The organism is Saccharopolyspora sp. ASAGF58, from assembly GCF_012277335.1.
GTDB lineage: Bacteria > Actinomycetota > Actinomycetes > Mycobacteriales > Pseudonocardiaceae > Saccharopolyspora > Saccharopolyspora hattusasensis.
Genome location: NZ_CP040605.1, coordinates 4,647,972 through 4,662,168, shown reverse-complemented (window position 1 = coordinate 4,662,168; position 14,197 = coordinate 4,647,972). Strand labels below are relative to the sequence as shown.

Genomic DNA, 14,197 nt, shown 5'->3' with positions numbered 1-14,197 from the left:
GACCCGACTCCGATGAGTGACCACTTCGTGACTGCCCCGCAACGCAATTTCAACGGTTCCCGCCGACGGCGGACCTCAGTGCGCGGCGGCGTCCCAGGAGCGGCCGACGCCGACGGATACCTCCAGCGGCACGTCCAGCTGGTAGGCCGAACCCATCTGCTCGCGCACCAGCCGCTCCACCTCGGCCCGCTCGTCGGCGGCGACCTCGATGATCAGTTCGTCGTGCACCTGCAGCAGCATCCGCGAACGCATGTCGTTGTCCCGCAACGCCCGGTGCACGCCCAGCATCGCGACCTTGATGATGTCGGCCGCGCTGCCCTGGATCGGCGCATTGAGCGCCATCCGCTCCGCCATCTCCCGCCGCTGCCGGTTGTCGCTGGTCAGGTCCGGCAGGTAGCGGCGGCGTCCCAGGATCGTCGAGGTGTAGCCGTCCTTGCGCGCCTGGTCCACGACCTCCCGCAGGTAGTCGCGGACGCGGCCGAAGCGGGCGAAGTAGGCGTCCATCTGTGCCTTCGCGTCCTCGGCGGAGATCCGCAGCTGCTGCGCCAACCCGTAGGCCGACAGGCCGTAGGCCAGCCCGTAGGACATCGCCTTGACCCGGCGACGCAGCTCCTGGCCGACCTCGCCGATCGGCACCCCAAAGGCCCGGGAGGCGACGTAGTTGTGCAGGTCCTCGCCGGTGCGGAAGGCCTCGATGAGCCCCTCGTCGCCGGAGAGGTGCGCCATGATGCGCATCTCGATCTGGCTGTAGTCGGCGGTCATCAGCTCGGCGTAACCGTCGCCGACGACGAAGACCTCCCGGATCCGGCGGCCCTCCTCGGTGCGGATCGGGATGTTCTGCAGGTTCGGGTCCGTCGAGGACAGCCTGCCGGTCGCCGCGATGGTCTGGTTCAGCGTGGTATGGATCCGCCCGTCGTCCGAAATGGACTTCACCAGACCGTCCACAGTGGTCTTCAGCCGGGTGGCGTCGCGGTGCTCCAGCAGGTGCTGCAGGAACGGGTGCTCGGTCTTCTCGTACAGCGTCTGCAGCGCCTCGGCGTCGGTGGTGTAACCGGTCTTGGTGCGCTTGGTCTTCGGCATGTCCAGCTCGTCGAAGAGCACCACCTGCAGCTGCTTCGGCGAGCCGAGGTTGATCTCCTTGCCGATCACGCCGTAGGCGTCCTGCGCGGCCTGCTTGACCCGGGCCGCGAAGCGCGCACCCAGCTCGGCCAGCTGCTCCGAGTCGACCGCGATGCCCGCGCCCTCCAGCTTGCTGAGCACCACCAGCAGCGGCAGCTCCAGGTCGGTGAGCAGCCCGCGGCTGTCGATGCGGTCCAGCTCCGCGTCCAGCGCGTCGGCCAGCTCGGCCACCGCGCGCGCCTTCACCAGCTCGTTCGAGGCGGCCTTCTCCTTGGTCTCCGCCTCGTCCTCCAGCAGCGACAGTTGCCCGTCGTCGTCGCCTTGCTCCTCGCGCAGCTCACGCTGCAGGTAGCGGACCACGAGGTCCGGCAGCTCGAAGGACCGCTGCCCGGGCCGCACCAGGTAGGCCGCCAGTGCGGTGTCGCTGGTCAGGCCCGCCATCGTCCAGCCTCGGTCGCGGATGGCGTGCAGCGGCCCCTTGACGTCGTGCGCCGCCTTCGTCGTCGCCGGGTCCGCCAGCCAGGCCGCCAGCGCCTGCTCGTCCTCTGGTGTCAGGGCCGTGACGTCGACGAACGCCCCGTTGCCGTCGGCGGTGGCCAGTGCGATACCGGTCAGGTCGCCGTGCCCCCGGGCCCACTGTCCGGTGAAGGCCAGCCCCACCCGGTTGCCGTTGCGGGCGTGCTTGTCCAGCCACCCCGCCAGCTGGCCGGGCTGCACGACGCCGCCGGAGATCTCGAAGCCCTCCTCGACCTCCGGCTCGGCGCTGGACAGCGTCGCGAACAGCCGGTCGCGCAGCACCCGGAACTCCAGGTCGTCGAACAGCCGGTGCACCGCGTCGCGGTCCCAGGCCCGCACCGCCAGCTCGGCCGGCGTCGACTCCAACGGGACGTCGCGGACCAGCTCGGTCAGCTGCCGGTTGAGCAGCACCGACGCCAGGTGCTCGCGCAGCGCATCGCCGACCTTGCCCCTGACCTCGTCGACCCGGTCCACCAGTTCGGCCAGCGACCCGAACTGCTGGATCCACTTGGTGACGGTCTTCTCCCCAACCCCCGGGATCTTCGGCAGGTTGTCTGACGGGTCGCCGCGCAGCGCCGCGAAGTCCGGGTACTGCTCCGGAGTCAGACCGTACTTGTCCTCGACGGCCTGCGGCGTGAAGCGGGTGAGCTCCGAAACGCCCTTCGTTGGGTACAGCACGGTGACGTCGTCGGTGACCAACTGCAGCGCGTCCCGGTCACCGGTACAGATCGAGACCTTGAAGTCCGCCGCGGTGGCCTGCGTGGTCAGCGTCGCGATGACGTCGTCGGCCTCGTAGTTCTCCTTGCTCAGCACCGGGATGTTCAGCGCGCCGAGGACGTCCTGGATCAGGCTGACCTGGCCGCGGAACTCGTCCGGCGTGGCGCTGCGGTTGGCCTTGTACTCGGTGAAGGTCTCGCTGCGGAAGGTCTTGCGGGAGACGTCGAAGGCGACCGCGAGGTGCGTGGGCTGCTCGTCGCGGAGCAGGTTGATCAGCATCGAGGTGAAGCCGTAGACCGCGTTGGTGTGCTGGCCCGTGCCGGTCTGGAAGTTCTCCTTCGGGAGGGCGTAGAAGGCGCGGTAGGCCATCGAGTGGCCGTCGATGAGCAGCAGACGTCGGTCCTCGGAATGCATCACGGCGGCGAGTCTAGGCTGAAGCTCCGACAGCTTGTACCCGAGGCGACGGGAGGGCCCCGGCGTGACTTCGCTCAACGACGGTGAGGCGATGACCAGCGACAACGACCGGTTTGGCGCGGTGATGAACGACGCCGACGAGCAGCTCACCGAGCGGATGGGCATCGAAATCGTCGAATGGGACCCCGATCGGGTGGTCGCCACGATGCCGGTCGCGGGCAACCGCCAGCCCTACGGTCTGCTGCACGGCGGCGCGAACGCGGTGCTGGCCGAGACCCTCGGCTCCATCGCCGCCGCCCTGCACGCGGGCGCGGACCGGATCGCGGTCGGGCTGGAGCTGTCGTGCACCCACCACCGCGCGGCCACCGAGGGCGTGGTCACCGGCGTCGCGACGCCCGTGCACCGGGGCCGCTCGACGGCCACCTTCGACATCGTGATCACGGACGAGAAGGATCGGCGCACCTGCTCGGCGCGGCTGACCTGCGTCCTGCGCGACCAACCCCCGGGACAGTGACTCCGTCACCCGCGAAAACTGTCCAGCAACAGCCTTAACGCGGGCCCCGCCGGGCCCGGCGGCACCACCAGCGACTCGCGGGGCGGAACCGGAGTCGGCGCCGGAGAAGATCCAGGACCGGTACGACGTGCACTTCACCGGCGTGGGACGCCGCCGGTCATCGTTGGGCTTCCCGGCGTCGGCCGCTGACCTGCGGCCCACGCCGGGGGCGAACTAGGAGAGGTTCTCCAGCACCGCTTGGGCGACTGCCTTCATCGTGGTGCGGCGGTCCATCGCGGTCCGCTGCAGCCAGCGGAACGACTCGGGCTCGGAGAGGTTGTGCTTGTTCATCAGCAGGCCCTTGGCACGCTCGATGGTCTTGCGCGCCTCCAGACGCTCGGTCAGGTCGGCGACCTCCGCCTCCAGCGCCTGCACCTCGGTGAACCGGGACACCGCCAATTCGATGGCCGGCACCAGGTCGCGCTTGGCGAACGGCTTCACCAGGTAGGCCATCGCGCCCGCGTCCCGCGCCCGCTCGACGAGGTCGCGCTGGCTGAAAGCCGTCAGGATCACCACCGGCGCGATCCGCTCGCCGGCGATGTTGGAGGCGGCCTCGATGCCGTCCATCTTCGGCATCTTGACGTCCAAGATCACCAGGTCCGGGCGCAGCTCCTCGGCGAGCCGGACGGCCTCCTGCCCGTCCCCGGCCTCGCCGACGACCTGGTAACCCTCCTCGCGGAGCATCTCCACCAGGTCAAGCCTGATCAACGCCTCGTCCTCGGCCACGAGTACGCGACGTTCGACGGGCTTGGCCTCCCGTGTGTCCTCGGCAGCCGGCGTCGTCACCGGGATCCTCCAAAACTCGGGTCCGCCGATGCGGTCTGCATCGGAAACCGCAGCTTACCGGCTACAACTTCACACCGAGGTAAACACGGGACGTGACCATTGCGACATCAGGTCGATCAAGCCTTCGCCACCCGCCGCACGAACAGCATGTAGATCAGCAGGATCCCGGCGAGGCTGACCAAACTCAGCGTGAGCTGCGAACGGACCTCCTCGATGGCACCCATGGCGACCACCACCACGACGACCACGACCAACGTGGCCCAGGTCAAGTAGGGGAAAAGCCACATCTTCAACTTCAGCCGCGCCGGCGCCTCCTGCTCCAACCGCCGGCGCATCCGGAGCTGCGAGAGCGCGATCATCCCGTAGATGAACAGCGCGACCGCCCCGGCGGAGTTGATGATGAAGTAGAAGATCGTGTCCGGGGAGACGTAACTTGCCGCAACAGCAACGTAACCGACCAGTGTGGACAGCAGGATCGCCTTCCACGGCACGCCGCGGCGATTGATGTCGCGCACCCAGCTCGGCGCGAAACCCCGCCGCTGCAAGGCGAAGAGCATCCGGGAGGCCGTGTAAAGCCCGGAGTTGAGCACCGAGATCACGGCGGTGAACACGACCGCGTTCACCACGACCTCAGCGGCGGGTAACCCGAACCGGGTGAAGGCCGCGGCGTATGGGCTGCCTTCGGTGGGGATCTCCTGCCACGGCGTGATCATGACCAGCAGGGTCACCGAACCGACGTAGAACAGCAGCACCCGCCACACGACCGCCTTGGTCGCCTTGGCCACCGCCCGCTCCGGCTCATTCGACTCCGCGGACACGATGGTCACGATCTCCGTGCCAAAGTAGGAGAAGACCACGATGACCACGCCGTGGAGCACGGCGAAGCCGCCGTTGGCGACGAACCCGTCGAGCGCGATGTTGCCGACCGAGAACTCGGCGCCCGGCCAGAGTCCGAGCACGAAAACCGTCCCGCACACCAGGAAGATCACGATCGTGATGACCTTGATGGACGCCAGCCAGAACTCGGTCTCGCCGAACGACCGCACGGAAACGAGGTTCGTGGCGGTGAGCAACAGCATCAGCAACAGCGAGATGACCCACTGCGGCACGACGGCACCAACGGGTTGAGCAACTCGGCACCGACGACGGCCTCGAAGGCGACCACGCCGACCCAGTAGTACCAGTACAACCAGCCGATGGTGAACCCCGCCCAGTTGCCCAACGAGGTCCGCGCGTACTCCATGAACGACCCGAGCGTCGGTGCCGCGGTCGCCATCTCGCCGAGCATCCGCATCACGAGCACGACGATCAATCCGCCGACGGCGTACGACAGCACGGCCGCGGGCCCGACGGTGGAGATCACCGCCCCGCTACCGATGAACAGGCTGGCGCCGATGATGCCGCCGAGCGCGATCATCTGGAGGTGGCGGTTCTTCAGGCTCCGCCGCAGCCCGGCGTCCTCGGCACCGCCCGCAGCGGACTCGACCTTGGTTTCGTCGACCATCGCGACCCCCCGTGTTCGACCAGTCACCCGGAGTAGACGCTGTGAACCTAACTCGCGAAGATCGCCACCACCAAGGTCCCGAACCGGGACAAACCACGCGATGACGCGACGCACACCCCTGACGGAAGCGGTTGATCACGAGTCGCGTATGCTGATCGGGTAAGCCCCCGTAGCCCAATCGGCAGAGGCAGCGGACTCAAAATCCGTCCAGTGTGCGTTCGAGTCGCACCGGGGGCACGCATCAGTGCAGGTCAGCGCACGTGGAGCTGACCTGCTGTTTTGCGCAACCATAGATCATTCATCCTAAACCCATCTTTTTGGGAGATGATCATGGCTCGCCCTCCACTTCCGCTTGGCACCTGGGGCTCGATCCGGATCCACGGCAAAGTCGACGGCGAGTAAGTCCCCGAGGCGGAGATCCCCACCGGGACGAAGATCATCAGTTGGCGTGCCATGGCCAAGTACCGGGTGCATGACGGTGTCACTCGACAAATGGAGCGCCGAAGCAGCAGCGGAAAGAAGGCACGGCGGAGTCTGCGCGAAGCGCTCGGCAAGCTAGTCAGCCAGCAGACCGAACTCTACTCCGACACGCGCTTCAAGGATGCCGCAGAGCTTTACCTCGACCAGATCCAGACTCGCCGGCGAGGCACCACATACGACCGTTACAAGGGAAGACTAGAGAAGCATGTCTTTCCGGAAATCGGACACCTACTTCTTCGCGAATGCACCGTCAATCGACTCGAAAAGTTTATGATTGGTTTTCGGTGAGGTCTTCGGGGTTCTTCCACAACGCGTAGCGGGATTCTTTCAGCTTCTTGGCTTTCTCCGTCCCCGGCCGCGCCGGGGCATCCTTGCAGGGGCGTCCCCGGCCGCGTGTGCCTTCAGCGCGGGCCAGGGCACGGGCGTCGTTCCAGGCCCGTCGCCGCTCGTCATCCAACACATCGGTGGCCCAGGCGACCACGTGAAACGGGTCAGCGCTACGGATCGCGTTCGGCGCGCGGCGAGTGACGGTGTCTGCGATGACTCGCGACCGTGAGGCGAAGTTCGGTGCCGCCTTCGACGCGGTCTTCGCCTCCATAGGCATCGAGATCGTGCAAACCGTACCGCAAGCCCCGCAGATAAACGCTTTCGCCGAGCGCTGGACCGGCTCCATCCGCAGAGAGTGCACCGACCGGATCCTCATCACCGGAGAACGCCACCTACACCACGTGCTCGACGCCTACGTCGCCCATCACAACGCCGGACGCAGCCACCAAGGCGACGGGATGCTTCTGCGTGCTCCCGAAGACGAACCGAACGTGATCCCTTTCCCTGCCCAGATCGACTGGATCCGACGCCGGCAGTGCCAGCACGTCCCGCCCGTCCCCGACGGCCCGAGCGTGCGGCAGGCCGCCGGCTGGATCATCCGCAAGCCAGACAACCTGGACGAGGACGAACAACGCCAGCTCAAGCAGGTCCTGGCCCGCTGCCCCGAACTGGACGCCACGCGCACCAGCGTGCGCGCCTTCGCAGCCATGATGGACACCCGCGACGGAGACAGCCTGACCTGCTGGATCGAGCAGGCCGAGGCCACCGGGCTTGCACCTCTCGCAGCTTCGCCCGCGGTCTGCGCCAAGACCACGACGCGGTCGCTGCCGGCATTAGCCTGTCCTGGAACTCCGGGCCGGTCGAAGGCCACGTGAACCGAGTCAAAATGATCAAACGCCAGATGTTCGGAAGGGCGAGCTTCTCCTTGCACGCAAGCGAATACTGCTGCGCCTAACCGCCGAACCACCAGCCGGGAGCACTACTTGATCACGCAACCAGGGACAGAACCCTGCCCGCGAAGTGGCGAGTCAGGCATAGATGGTCTTGAGCGTCTGGTAGGCACCCAACCCTTCAGGGCCGAGCTCACGACCGATGCCGCTAGCCTTCACACCCCCGAACGGAGACCCAGGGTCGGGGAAGTACCGGTTCAGTCCAACCGTGCCCGTCCGCATCCGTTCTGCGACACCGCGGCCCCGGTCGGGGTCCATGGTCCAGACGGTACCGCCGAGCCCGTAAGAGCAATCGTTCGCGATGCGAACGGCATCGTCCGTGTCCTCATAGCGAATTATTGACAAAACCGGACCGAAGATCTCCTCCTGTGCAACCTTGAATCGGTTGTCCACATCAGCCAGGATGGTCGGCTCCACGAACCAACCCCGATCCCTGCCCACCGGCCGCCCGCCGCCGGCAACCAGCCGTGCGCCATCCTTGAGACCGCTTGCGATGAACCCCTGAACCCGGTCGCGATGCTGCTCGCTGACCACAGGCCCGATCTGCGTGCCCGGGTCAAGGGCATCACCCACGGTGAGCGAGGACACAAAGGCTTCGAACAGGTCGACCACCTCGTCGTAACGGGAACTGGGCGCGAGAATCCGAGTGGACAGATAGCAGGTTTGACCGTTGTTCAGTAGAGTCGCGGCGAACAGGTTCTCGCCGATGTTTTCAAGGTCCAAGTCGGCGTCGTCAAGGATGATCGCCGCCGACTTGCCACCCAACTCGAGGGTGACAGGTCGCAGCAGCCGCCCGCACACCTCGGCGATCTGCCGCCCCGCAGCGGTGGAACCGGTGAAGGAGACTTTGTCGATCCCAGGGTGCTGAACGAGGTACGCGCCAATCTCGCGCCCGGCGGGCACGATGTTTATCACACCTGGTGGGATGTCCGATGCTTCGATCGCTTCGGAAAGCAGAATGGCGTCGAGAACCGTCTCCGGGGACGGCTTTAGCACGATCGTGCACCCTGCAGCGAGAGCAGGAGCATATTTGAATGCCGCAAGCGACTGCGGGAAATTCCATGGCGCGATGGCTGCGACCACGCCGACCGGCTCCTTTCTGATGGTGCTGGTACCGCCCAACAGGTGCGGCCGTTCCTCCTGTAGCGGAATACCGCGAATCAATTCAGCGAAGTACCGGGTCAGGATCACCGCGAACCGAGATTCGATCTGCTCTGAGATCGTGATCGGCATACCGTTCTGAGAACTCACCAGATGTGCAAATTCCTTTGCACGGTCTTCGAACTGAGCGGCCAGGCTCTCCATTGCCGCTGCCCGATCCACGGGTGACCACGAGGCCCAGCCAGACGGATCGTCGAATGCCTTGCGAGCGGCCGCTACCGCAAGGTCGACATCGAGTTCCCTAGCCTCGGGAACGCGCCCCAAGGCCTCCCCGGTGCTAGCCGAAGTAACCGCAATCGTATTGTCGCTACCGGGTTTCACCCAGCAACCGCCGATGAACAGGTGCTCATGGTTGACCGTCATGGTGGACCTCCACATCTAGGTCCCGTATCCGCCGATGAAACACTGGCACGCACGCCAGCATCGATGCTCAACAGGAGTTGTGCCGCGACCTCTTAGTTTGGATTACAGTCCAATTATCTCTTACTCTAGATACGCTCGAACACGCCGTCAAGAGCGAGTTTTTAATAACAGCCACAGGGAGCACGGTCCCCCTCAAAACCCGGAAAGCGAGCTGCCATAACGCATTTCTCGGCAGGCCGGGTCGCAACGTCGAAGGACAAATGTACGCACTTCTCAGCTACTGCGCCTGCCCGGTCATTCTGCCGTGATGACATTTCCGGGATTCAAGGTGCCGCGCGGGTCAAAGGTGGACTTCACCGCCCGATGCAGTGCCAGTGCGACGGCGTCGCTCTCGCGGGCGAGCCATGCTGTCTTCAACCGGCCCACGCCGTGCTCACCAGTCACTGTCCCACCGAGCGCCAGCGCCGCGGCCGTGATGTCTCCGAAGGCGCTGACCGCCGCCTTCCGGCTGGCCGCGTCGGCGTGGTCGTAAATGATCGTCGGATGGAGGTTGCCTTCGCCAGCGTGTCCGAAGACTCCGATCCGGAGCTTGTACACCGAGGCGATCCGCTGGACCTCGGCGATGAGCGAAGCAACGGACGAGCGAGGTACGGCGACGTCGTCGAGCATCGGGTCGCCGAGTCTCTCCAGCGCGGGGAACGCGTTCCGTCGCGCGGCCAGCAACAGGTCGGCCTCAGCTGGATCGGTGCTGGCGAAGGTTTCGGTCGCGTCGCAGCTGGAGCAGATCGCGGAAGCTTCACCAAGGATCTCCTCGGCGTCCGGCTCGTCGCTCTGGATGACCAATAACGCGGCGATGTCCGTGAGGCCCATCCGGGTAAGGGCCTCGACTGCCTGCACCGTCGTTCTGTCCATGATTTCCAGCATGGACAGGCGGAGTCCCGCGCATCCTAATGCGACAACTGCGTTTCCTGCCGCTTCCAGCGTGTCGAAGGGTGCTACTAGGGTCGAGGGAACCCGGGCTCGGGGCAGGAGTCTGAGAGTGATCTCCGTTATGACGCCAAGAGTCCCTTCCGATCCGACGAACAGCCGGGTCAGGTCATAGCCTGCGACACCTTTGACGGTGCGCCTGCCGACCCGGGTCACGCGACCGTCGGCAAGGACTACCTCAAGACCGAGCACGTAGTCTCCAGTGACCCCGTACTTGAGGCAGCACATTCCGCCGGCGTTCGTTGCCACGTTGCCTCCGATCGTGCAGGAGTCGACGCTGCCCGGGTCGGGTGGGTAATACAGTCCGGATTCCGCGACGCGCTCGCGGAGGAGCCCGGTCACGACTCCTGGCTGGGCGACGGCAAGTCGCTCGATGGTGTTGATCTCGAGGATCTTGTTCATCCGATGCAGGCTGACCACCACTGAACCGTCGGGTGCGTTCGCGCCTCCGCTCAGTCCGGTGCCGGCGCCTCGGGGTACCACAGCGAGGCCATGGCGGTGCGCGACGGTGAGGCAGGCGGAGACCTCGGCCGTCGTGCGTGGCGCGAGGACCATCACCGGTGTGCCGCCGGGGGTGAAGTGTGAGAGATCGCAAGCCCGGCTCGCGACGATGCCCGGATCGAGTTCGACGACGTCAGCCGGGAGCAGGGCAGAGATATCTCGTAGCGCAGGTATCGGGGCGGCCATGAGCGCACCTCCGGAAAGGATGTCTCGTTGCGGTTCGCCGACACGCGTGTGCTCAGCTTGGGGCATGGCTGAAAGCGGCGCGGAGTTCGGCGACGAAGGTGTTGGGCACCTCGAGCATCGGGAAGTGACCGCCCTTGTCGAGGACGTTCCAATGGCGTAGGTCGACGTAGCGAGCCTCTACCCATGCGCGGGGAAGCTTGCGCAGCTCTTTCGGGAAGACCGAGACCCCGCAGGGCACGGTGACCGGAGTGGTCATGTCCAGCCCTGGCTGGGTCATCGTCGCACCGCCCGCGTTCTCCCAGTACAGCCGCGCCGAGGAAGCACCCGCTGCGTTGAACCAATACGTTGCCACGTTGTCGAGAAGCCGACTGCGGGAGACGGCGTTCTCCGGGTGTCCGTCGCAGTCGGCCGCATCGTGGAACTTTTCGACGATCCAGGCGAGCAAGGCGAGAGGAGAGTCCACGAGTCCGTACCCGACCGTCTGCGGGCGGGTGGACTGGATAGCGGCGTAGCCCATTCCGGTACGGCGGAACTGCTGCTCCTCGTCCAGCCAGCGACGCTCGATCGGGGTCAGCCGGTTGTCGTCGAATCCATCCGGGCGAACGGCGTGCGGGACAGTTGTGTGCATCATGGCGACGCGGTCCGGGTGCCGCAAGGCGAGCGTGATGGTGATCATCGCCCCCCAGTCCCCACCCTGCGCCAGAAACCGGGGGTATCCGAGCCGGGTCATCAGTACCGCCCACGCGTCGGCGATCCGCTCGAGCCCCCAGCCGGTGGACGTGGGCTTGCCGGAGAACCCGTACCCGGGCAGCGACGGGAGAACCACGTGGAAAGCGGGTTCGCCGGCGGGCGGATCAACGAGCCCGGGCAGGACGTCGAGGGCCTCGACGACCGAACCCGGCCAACCGTGGCTGATCAGCAGTGGACGCGCATCTTCCCGATGCGATCGAACGTGCAGGAAGTGGATGCCGAGGCCGTCGATCTCGGTGCGGAACTGACCGTGTCCGTTGAGTTCCGCTTCGAGCCAGCGCCAGTCGTGGTCCTCCAGCCACGACCGGCGGAGTTCGCGGACGTAGTCCAGGGGGATCCCCTGCGCCCACCCGCTGTCGCCAGGCCGGCCGGCGACAGTCTCCGGTTCGGGCAGCCGTGCGCGGAGCAGGCGCTCGCGTAGGTCATCCAGTTGTTCATCCGGCAGCGCAAGCACGAACGGTGTCACGACGGCGGTATCGGTCGTCTCGCTGGGGGTTGTCATGTTGTGCTCCTCACCGGGCTAGGTTGCGGCAACCGGTAGCAGGTGACGGCCGCGCTATATAGCAGGTTTTCGATCTCCGAGTCAGATCTCCCGGCCACGGCGTCGAGGGTGGCACGGTAGGTGTCCCGGTAGTTCCCGGCGACGAGGGCGACCGGCCAATTGCCGCCGTACATCACACGGTGCGAGCCGAACTCATCCAAGACCAGGTCGATATAGGGCTGGATGTCGGTCGCGAATGTCCTGCGGACGAAGGTCGCCCAGCCCGAGTACTTGACGTAGACGTTCGGCAAGGCGGCGAGCCGGCGCATCGAGGCGGCCCAGGTCGCGAAGGCCGAATGATGCCGGAGTCGCGGCTTACCGAGGTGGTCGATGACGATGGTGAGCTCGGGCAGCCGCTCGGCGATCGCGACCGCGAGGGGCAGTTCGCGGTCGTCCTCGAAATGCAGGTCGAGCGTCAGGCCGCGATCGGAGAGGACCCGGCAGGAGTCGATCACCCGCAGGTCCGCGAGCACGTCGCCGTCTGGGGGCCAATGGTGGTTGTTCCGGATGCCCACGAGCCGGTCGGCCCCGGGGATGTCGGTGAAGGAGTCGAGGTCGCGGGCGGTGGCCTCCGGCGAGGTGAGTGTTGTCCAGCCGATCACCCCCCGGACGCTCGGCTCAGTGGCCGCGAGCGCGAGCAGTTGCCGTGTCTCCAGGACATTGGTGCCGGCCTGGACGAGGATCAGCTCCGCCACCTCGGCCTGGTCCAGCTCCTCGCGTAACTCGGCGAAGGAGAAGTCTCTGCGCACGGGTTCCCACCACGAGGGCCGATCGTCGAGCCAGGACATCCACGGGGCGTTGGTCCGCCAGACGTGCAGGTGGGTGTCGATGACCCGGGTCGGCGCGGTCATGCGCCCGGCCCGGCTGTCGAGTGGGTGTGTCCGCATCCGGGGCCGGCAGTCCAGGTCCCGTCGTCGTCGGCGAGCACAACCTCAAGGGCCTGCGGAGGTGGGACAGCCGGGAACTCCGGATCTAGTTCCCGGTAAACCGCCAGGATGTTCTGGTAGGCCCGGGAGGCGTGCGGCCATCGGGCGTAGGGGCCCAGGTCAAGCGCCGAGTAGGCCTCGGCAGGCGTCTTCCCGGCTCGGTGCGCGCCGGTCGCGAACTCCAGGAGGAACTCGAAGTAGTTTCGCACGATCATCACGTCCGCCGGCCGCACGACCGGTCCGTGACCGGGCACCACGATGCGCGGGTCACGGTCGAGGACGCGGTCGAGCGCGGCGATGCAGCGTGTGACGGGTCCGGCCCAGACGATCGGCGTGGACTCGGTGAACAGCACGTCGCCGGCGTACACCACTCCGGCCGAGGGCACATGCACGATCGTGTCTCCGCGGGTGTGCGCGGGTCCGACCTCGACAAGTTCGACCTCCTGGTCGCCGAGGACGAGGTGCTCGCCTCCGGAGAACGACTCCGTCGGCAGGACCGGACGCCAGCCGTTGAAGTCGAACGTGGCGATCCGCCAGGCAATGAACCGGCCGAATGCGGTGTCGCCGCGCGCGAGCTCAGCCATGCGGTCAGGCTCGAGCCACATCGCCTTCATCTCGCCGACCGTCGCTTCTGACGCGATGATGCGAGCGCCTTCGTACAGCAGGTTGCCGTTCCAGTGGTCGCCGTCGGAGTGGGTGTTGACTACTGTCGTCACCGCCCGGTGGCCGGCGACGACGTCAACCGCGGCGCGGAGCGCAGTTCCCAGCGCCAGGTCGTTCTGGGTGTCGACGACCAGCACCTCGTCCGTGCCCAGGACGACACCGGAGTTGGCGTAGCCCCACCCGCCGGGCGGCTCGAGCCAAGCGTGGCACCCGCCGCCGAGGTCATGGAGGCCACGGGTGAAGGGAGGCAGATCGGTCACGCCGTCACCTCCGCTCCGGGGTATTCGCCCTGGAACCGGACGGTCACCGCGCGCTCGTGGATGAGCCAGCGGCCATCGACGCGGCGCAGTCCCAGGTCATAGCGGCCGGCGAGGAACGTCGTCCGGGCGCGTCCATCCTCGGTCCGGATCGCCACGGCGTGCAGGTCGGCTTGGCACGTGGCTTCGTCGCCGTCGACGTCGATGAGGTGGTTGAACACCATGTGCTGTCCCGCGTCGTACTTCTTCAGCTCGGCGAAGTAGAGGTCGGCGAGCTCCGCGGCCGGGATCTCCTTGGGTTGCCAGCCTTCCAGCACGGCGGACCGGGTAAGGAGGACGGTTTCGGTGAAACAACCGAGGTAGGTCTCGCGATCGAGGTCGTCCTGCGCACGGGCCAGCCGCGAGAGCGTCTTGAGGATGTCCAGCTCGTCCCGGGTCTTGCGGACCTGTGCAAGTTCCGAAGGGCTGGGTGATCCGGTCACCGGAATCTCCTTTC

Annotated in this window: 11 protein-coding genes, 1 tRNA gene and 2 pseudogenes; 4 read left to right on the top strand and 10 right to left on the bottom strand. The window is 66.4% G+C overall.

What is annotated here, in order from left to right; translation table 11 throughout:
- Window positions 1–75: 75 nt before the first annotated feature.
- A complete protein-coding gene (polA, locus tag FDZ84_RS22375; RefSeq protein WP_168587498.1) occupies window positions 76–2,766 on the bottom strand; it encodes a DNA polymerase I in 2,691 nt (896 codons plus the stop codon).
- A 124-nt stretch (window positions 2,767–2,890) separates the two neighbouring features.
- Here polA and FDZ84_RS22370 point away from each other — a divergent pair, with 124 nt between their 5' ends.
- The gene (locus FDZ84_RS22370; RefSeq protein WP_371812911.1) at window positions 2,891–3,280 is read left to right on the top strand and encodes a PaaI family thioesterase; all 390 of its coding nucleotides are present in this window, start codon (window positions 2,891–2,893) and stop codon (window positions 3,278–3,280) included.
- A 213-nt stretch (window positions 3,281–3,493) separates the two neighbouring features.
- On the opposite strand, the gene FDZ84_RS22365 is transcribed toward FDZ84_RS22370, so the two are convergent.
- Together FDZ84_RS22365 and FDZ84_RS22360 are read right to left on the bottom strand one after the other, a co-directional pair.
- Complete coding sequence (locus FDZ84_RS22365; protein ID WP_093273187.1) at window positions 3,494–4,105, bottom strand: ANTAR domain-containing response regulator; 612 nt, start codon at window positions 4,103–4,105, stop codon at window positions 3,494–3,496.
- Window positions 4,106–4,221: 116 nt separating this feature from the next.
- A pseudogene (locus FDZ84_RS22360) lies at window positions 4,222–5,609 on the bottom strand (amino acid permease).
- 163 nt (window positions 5,610–5,772) lie between these two features.
- Between FDZ84_RS22360 and FDZ84_RS22355 the strand changes: the two are divergent.
- Both FDZ84_RS22355 and FDZ84_RS22350 read left to right on the top strand, forming a co-directional pair.
- Window positions 5,773–5,846, top strand: a tRNA-Leu gene (locus tag FDZ84_RS22355).
- A 216-nt stretch (window positions 5,847–6,062) separates the two neighbouring features.
- Window positions 6,063–6,377 (top strand): hypothetical protein, encoded by a 315-nt coding sequence (locus FDZ84_RS22350; RefSeq protein WP_168587497.1) that lies wholly within the window; start codon window positions 6,063–6,065, stop codon window positions 6,375–6,377.
- Here the strand turns inward: FDZ84_RS22350 and FDZ84_RS22345 are convergent.
- Window positions 6,364–6,633 (bottom strand): annotated as a pseudogene (locus FDZ84_RS22345) (transposase); the annotation flags it as partial. The gene FDZ84_RS22350 and the pseudogene FDZ84_RS22345 overlap by 14 nt on opposite strands.
- Between FDZ84_RS22345 and FDZ84_RS22340 the strand changes: the two are divergent.
- Window positions 6,629–7,291: an integrase core domain-containing protein gene (locus FDZ84_RS22340; protein WP_246868346.1), complete on the top strand. Its 663-nt coding sequence runs from the start codon at window positions 6,629–6,631 to the stop codon at window positions 7,289–7,291. The pseudogene FDZ84_RS22345 and the gene FDZ84_RS22340 sit on opposite strands and share 5 nt — an antisense overlap.
- Before the next feature lie 153 nt (window positions 7,292–7,444).
- On the opposite strand, the gene FDZ84_RS22335 is transcribed toward FDZ84_RS22340, so the two are convergent.
- From FDZ84_RS22335 to FDZ84_RS22310, 6 genes are all read right to left on the bottom strand, one after another.
- Window positions 7,445–8,890 (bottom strand): aldehyde dehydrogenase, encoded by a 1,446-nt coding sequence (locus FDZ84_RS22335; protein ID WP_168587495.1) that lies wholly within the window; start codon window positions 8,888–8,890, stop codon window positions 7,445–7,447.
- Between the two features lie 294 nt (window positions 8,891–9,184).
- Complete coding sequence (locus FDZ84_RS22330; protein WP_168587494.1) at window positions 9,185–10,564, bottom strand: FAD-binding oxidoreductase; 1,380 nt, start codon at window positions 10,562–10,564, stop codon at window positions 9,185–9,187.
- Window positions 10,565–10,616: 52 nt separating this feature from the next.
- Window positions 10,617–11,816: an epoxide hydrolase family protein gene (locus FDZ84_RS22325; RefSeq protein WP_168587493.1), complete on the bottom strand. Its 1,200-nt coding sequence runs from the start codon at window positions 11,814–11,816 to the stop codon at window positions 10,617–10,619.
- Window positions 11,813–12,706: an amidohydrolase gene (locus FDZ84_RS22320; protein WP_168587492.1), complete on the bottom strand. Its 894-nt coding sequence runs from the start codon at window positions 12,704–12,706 to the stop codon at window positions 11,813–11,815. The genes FDZ84_RS22325 and FDZ84_RS22320 overlap by 4 nt, the downstream gene beginning before the upstream one ends.
- Window positions 12,703–13,704 (bottom strand): MBL fold metallo-hydrolase, encoded by a 1,002-nt coding sequence (locus FDZ84_RS22315; protein WP_168587491.1) that lies wholly within the window; start codon window positions 13,702–13,704, stop codon window positions 12,703–12,705. The genes FDZ84_RS22320 and FDZ84_RS22315 overlap by 4 nt, the downstream gene beginning before the upstream one ends.
- Window positions 13,701–14,183, bottom strand: a complete 483-nt coding sequence (locus tag FDZ84_RS22310; protein WP_168587490.1) for a nuclear transport factor 2 family protein — start codon at window positions 14,181–14,183, stop codon at window positions 13,701–13,703. Before FDZ84_RS22310 ends, FDZ84_RS22315 begins: the two co-directional genes overlap by 4 nt.
- Window positions 14,184–14,197: the final 14 nt, after the last annotated feature.

Bases quoted from the DNA above. Each gene is read 5' to 3' on its own strand.
- polA (WP_168587498.1), bottom strand. From the start codon at position 2,766: ATGCATTCCGAGGACCGACGTCTGCTGCTCATCGACGGCCACTCGATG.
- FDZ84_RS22370 (WP_371812911.1), top strand. From the start codon at position 2,891: ATGAACGACGCCGACGAGCAGCTCACCGAGCGGATGGGCATCGAAATC.
- FDZ84_RS22350 (WP_168587497.1), top strand. From the start codon at position 6,063: ATGGCCAAGTACCGGGTGCATGACGGTGTCACTCGACAAATGGAGCGC.
- FDZ84_RS22340 (WP_246868346.1), top strand. From the start codon at position 6,629: ATGACTCGCGACCGTGAGGCGAAGTTCGGTGCCGCCTTCGACGCGGTC.
- FDZ84_RS22335 (WP_168587495.1), bottom strand. From the start codon at position 8,890: ATGACGGTCAACCATGAGCACCTGTTCATCGGCGGTTGCTGGGTGAAA.
- FDZ84_RS22330 (WP_168587494.1), bottom strand. From the start codon at position 10,564: ATGGCCGCCCCGATACCTGCGCTACGAGATATCTCTGCCCTGCTCCCG.
- FDZ84_RS22325 (WP_168587493.1), bottom strand. From the start codon at position 11,816: ATGACAACCCCCAGCGAGACGACCGATACCGCCGTCGTGACACCGTTC.
- FDZ84_RS22320 (WP_168587492.1), bottom strand. From the start codon at position 12,706: ATGACCGCGCCGACCCGGGTCATCGACACCCACCTGCACGTCTGGCGG.